Consider the following 3741-nt stretch of genomic DNA (forward strand, 5'->3'; position numbering starts at 1 on the left):
GGCGCGGGTTTAGCGTGGCCATGGCAGGGAGTATGTTTTGACGTTGGTAAAGAATTTCATCGCCTCCAGCACGCCTTCCTTGACTGCGTTGCCGCTGTCTTTGATGCCCCCAAAGGGTGACATTTCAATGCGATAGCCGGGTTGTTCCCAGATGTTCACCGTGCCCACCTCCAGCCCGTTCACATAGGCGATTGCGCGGTGCAGGTCATTGGTGCAAACCCCCGATGACAGGCCGAATTGGGTGGAATTCGAAATCGCCATCACCGCCGCGTCGTCATCGGGCACGCGCACGATGGGCACGATGGGGCCAAAGGTTTCCTCCATCACCAATTCCGACCCATGCGGCACATGGTCAATGACAATCGGCGGCAGCAGCGCCCCCTGACGGCCAGGGTGATAGAGAATCTTGGCCCCCTGGTTTTCGGCCTCAAAGCAGCGGCGCTCGAACAGCGCGGCGGCCTGGGCATGGACGACGCAGCCCAGCTGGGTTGCGGGGTCCATCGGGTCGCCAAAGCGCAGCTTTTGGGCCTTTTCCAGCACCATCGGCACAAATCTGTCAGCCACGGCGCCCTGCACCAAAATCCGTTTTACCGCCGTGCAGCGCTGCCCCGAATTGCCCGTGGCCCCGGCCACCGCGATCGTCGCCGCGCGGTCCAGATCGGCATCCGACAGGTCATTGCAGATGATCAGCGGGTCATTGCCGCCCAGTTCCAGCGCCATCCGCTTGTAGCCCGCCTTGGACGCGATCAGCTTGCCCACCGGCACCCCGCCGGTAAAGGTGATGATGTCGATATTGGGATTGGTGATCATCTCATCGCCGATATCTTTCGGCCAGCCGGTCACGATCTGGAACATCTGCGGCGGCAGCCCCGCCTCATATAAAATATCCGCCAGCGCAATCGCGGTCAGCGGTGTCAGCTCGGTTGGTTTGCACACCACGCAGTTATTCGTTGCAATCGCCGGGGCGATTTTATGGGAAACCATGTTCAAAGGGTGGTTGAACGGTGTGATCGCCGAGATCGCCCGCACCGGTTCGCGCAGCGTGAAAATCTTGCGTTCCTTGCCCTGCGGCGTCAGATCACAGGAAAAAATCTGGCCATCATCCAGAATCGCCATCTGCCCGGCCAGCGTGAACACGTCATAGGCGCGCCCGGTTTCATACAGCGCATGCTGCCAGCAAATGCCCAGTTCCAGCACCAGCCAATAGGCCAGTTCCTCGCGCCGTTCCTTGATCAGGGCCCCGGCGCGGAACAGAATCTGCTGGCGTTCATAGCGGCTGAGGGCCGGCTTGTAGGCCGCGGCAATCTCGAACGCGCGGGCCGCATGTTCGGCGCGGCCCGCAGGCACGCTGCCGATCACCGCATCGGTATAGGGATAGCGAACCTCGACCACCTCATCGGTAAACACCTTTTCGCCGCCAATGCGCATGGCCTCATGCTTTGGCACAATCTTGCGGGTTCTGGGGTCAAAGCTCATAGTGCCGCCGCCGTGGTCGCCACGAAAAACGCATCAAAATTGCGCAGGTCTGCGCCATTGCCCAAATCCATCACCCGGTTCACGATGAACGGCACCTCTTGTTCGGTCAGCCCGCCATGACTGCGCAAAGGTTCATTCAGTGCCGCCAGATCATGGCGATGCGCCGACGTGCCGATGGTCATGTTCTCGGTCGAGATCATGACGATATCGCCGATCCGGTCGGCGGGCAAATCAAAGCGCGTCACCGCCTCGGCCCGGTCCATCACCTCTAAAAGTTCGGGGCGCGCAGCCAGACGCGCGATAATATCGGCCTGATCCGCGCCTTTGGGCAGATAGGCCGTGCCAAACCCACCCAAAGCGCCGTGATGCACGACATAGGGGTCGGTGATCGGCAAGATCACGCGGGCCGCAGCCTTGCCCAGCCATTCATCCAGCAAATCCTGCACATAGATCACCTGCGGCTCGCCTTTGGCATCATGTTTCGGCTTCATGCCATGATCGGCGGTCACCACAATCGCCGCCCCCATCGCATCAAGCTGCGCAAGATAGCTGTCGAACATCGCGTAAAAAGCCTGCGCCTCGGGCTGATGCGGGGCGTATTTATGCTGCACATAATCGGTGGTGGTCAGATACATCACATCGGGCTTCCACTCGGCCAGCAGCTTGACGCCCGCGGCAAAGACAAATTCCGACAGCTCCGCCGAATACACCTCGGGCTGGCCAAAACCCAACCACGCCGCGGCATTGTCCTGGCCATGCTCGGCCTGCGTCGAGGTGGCAGACCGCTCGGCCGAAAAACATTTCGCGCGCCCGTCCTCAAAGCGCAGCCCTGCCCCCAGCAAGGCCCGCAGCTTGTCCTTGGCGGTCACAATCGCCACCCGCGCGCCGGCGTCATGGAATTTGGAAAACACCGTTGGCGCGCGCAAGAACCGCACGTCGTTCATCATCACCTCTTGCCCCGTCTCCGGTTCGTACAGGTAGTTGCCGCAGATGCCATGCACCGAGGGCGGCCGCCCGGTGGCGATGGACAGGTTGTTGGGGTTGGTAAAAGACGGGATCACCGAATGCGCCAAACGGTCGGTCCCCGTCTCGCGCATCCGCTGCAAGGTCGGCATCAGGCCCTTGGCAATCGCCTGGGTCAGATACTCGGGTTCACAGCCATCCAGGCAAATCGCAATCGCGGTCACTTTGGGCCAGGGATAGCTGCGGTCATTCACAATGACGGGCGGGCGTTGGGTCATGGTCAGTCCTTATCTCATTAACATTCAGGCCGCCAATCTGGCGCGTTCTGCAAGGGCGGCAGCGGGCGGGGCCGCCGAGGCAACGCCCATCTCGGCCAGGGTGTCGGCCGCGGCCTTGACCACCCTGGTCATGACCGCATCATCCATCCGGCCAATGCAGCCGATGCGGAAACTGTCGACAACCGTCAGCTTGCCGGGATAGATGATGAACCCCTTGTCCTTCATCCGGTCATAAAACGCGGCAAAGACAAATTTGGGGTCGGCCGGGCAAAAGAAGGTCACGATGATCGGCGACAGCCAGCGATCTTTCAGCAAGGTTTCAAACCCAAGCCCGCGCATCCCCGCCACCATCACATCACGGTTCTTGCAATAGCGCGCCCCGCGCCCGGCCACCCCGCCTTCCGCCGCATGCAGGCGCAGCGCCTCCAGAAAGGCGGCGACGACATGGGTCGGCGGGGTATAGCGCCACTGGCCCGATTTCTCGAAATTCACCCATTGCGCGTAAAGATCAAGCACAAGCGAATGCGAATTGCCGCGGCAGGCCGCCAGCTCGGCCCGCCGGGCAATCACAAAACCAAAACCCGGCACGCCTTCGATACATTTATTGGCGGAACTGACCATCGCCTCATAGCGAAGGCGGCTTACATCCAGATCAACCGCGCCAAAGGCCGACATGCTGTCGATCAACAGCTTGCGCCCCGCGGCATAGGTCGCCTCGGAAATTTCCTCGACCGGATTCAAGATCCCGGACGAGGTTTCGCAATGGCAGATGATCACATGGGTGATCGCAGGGTCTGCGGCCAGTGCCGCCGCCACTTCCGCGCCGCGCGGCGGCATATAATCACCCTTGTCAATCAACGTATAGGCGCGGCCCAGATAGCGCATGGTTTCCGCCGCCCGCAACCCGTAGGCCCCATTGGCCAGCACCAGAACCTTGCCATCACGCGGCACGAAAGTGCCCAGCATCGCCTCAACGCAATAGCTGCCCGACCCTTGCAACGGCACACAAACAAACGCGCCCCCC

The 3741-nt window shown here is 61.2% G+C and carries 3 protein-coding genes; all 3 read right to left on the reverse strand.

Going from position 1 to position 3741, the window contains the following annotated elements; genetic code table 11:
- Window positions 1-9: 9 nt before the first annotated feature.
- A complete protein-coding gene (gene phnY / locus ACM62R_RS01965) occupies window positions 10-1476 on the reverse strand; it encodes a phosphonoacetaldehyde dehydrogenase (protein WP_323007781.1) in 1467 nt (488 codons plus the stop codon).
- Window positions 1473-2717, reverse strand: a complete 1245-nt coding sequence (gene phnA / locus ACM62R_RS01970) for a phosphonoacetate hydrolase (RefSeq protein ID WP_323007782.1) — start codon at window positions 2715-2717, stop codon at window positions 1473-1475. Before phnA ends, phnY begins: the two co-directional genes overlap by 4 nt.
- A gap of 24 nt (window positions 2718-2741) precedes the next feature.
- Window positions 2742-3741: 2-aminoethylphosphonate--pyruvate transaminase (locus ACM62R_RS01975; RefSeq protein ID WP_415182392.1), on the reverse strand; the 1000-nt coding region annotated here is incomplete at its 5' end.

Origin of the sequence: Phaeovulum sp. (assembly GCF_047638075.1) — a bacterium.
Lineage (GTDB): Bacteria > Pseudomonadota > Alphaproteobacteria > Rhodobacterales > Rhodobacteraceae > UBA6197.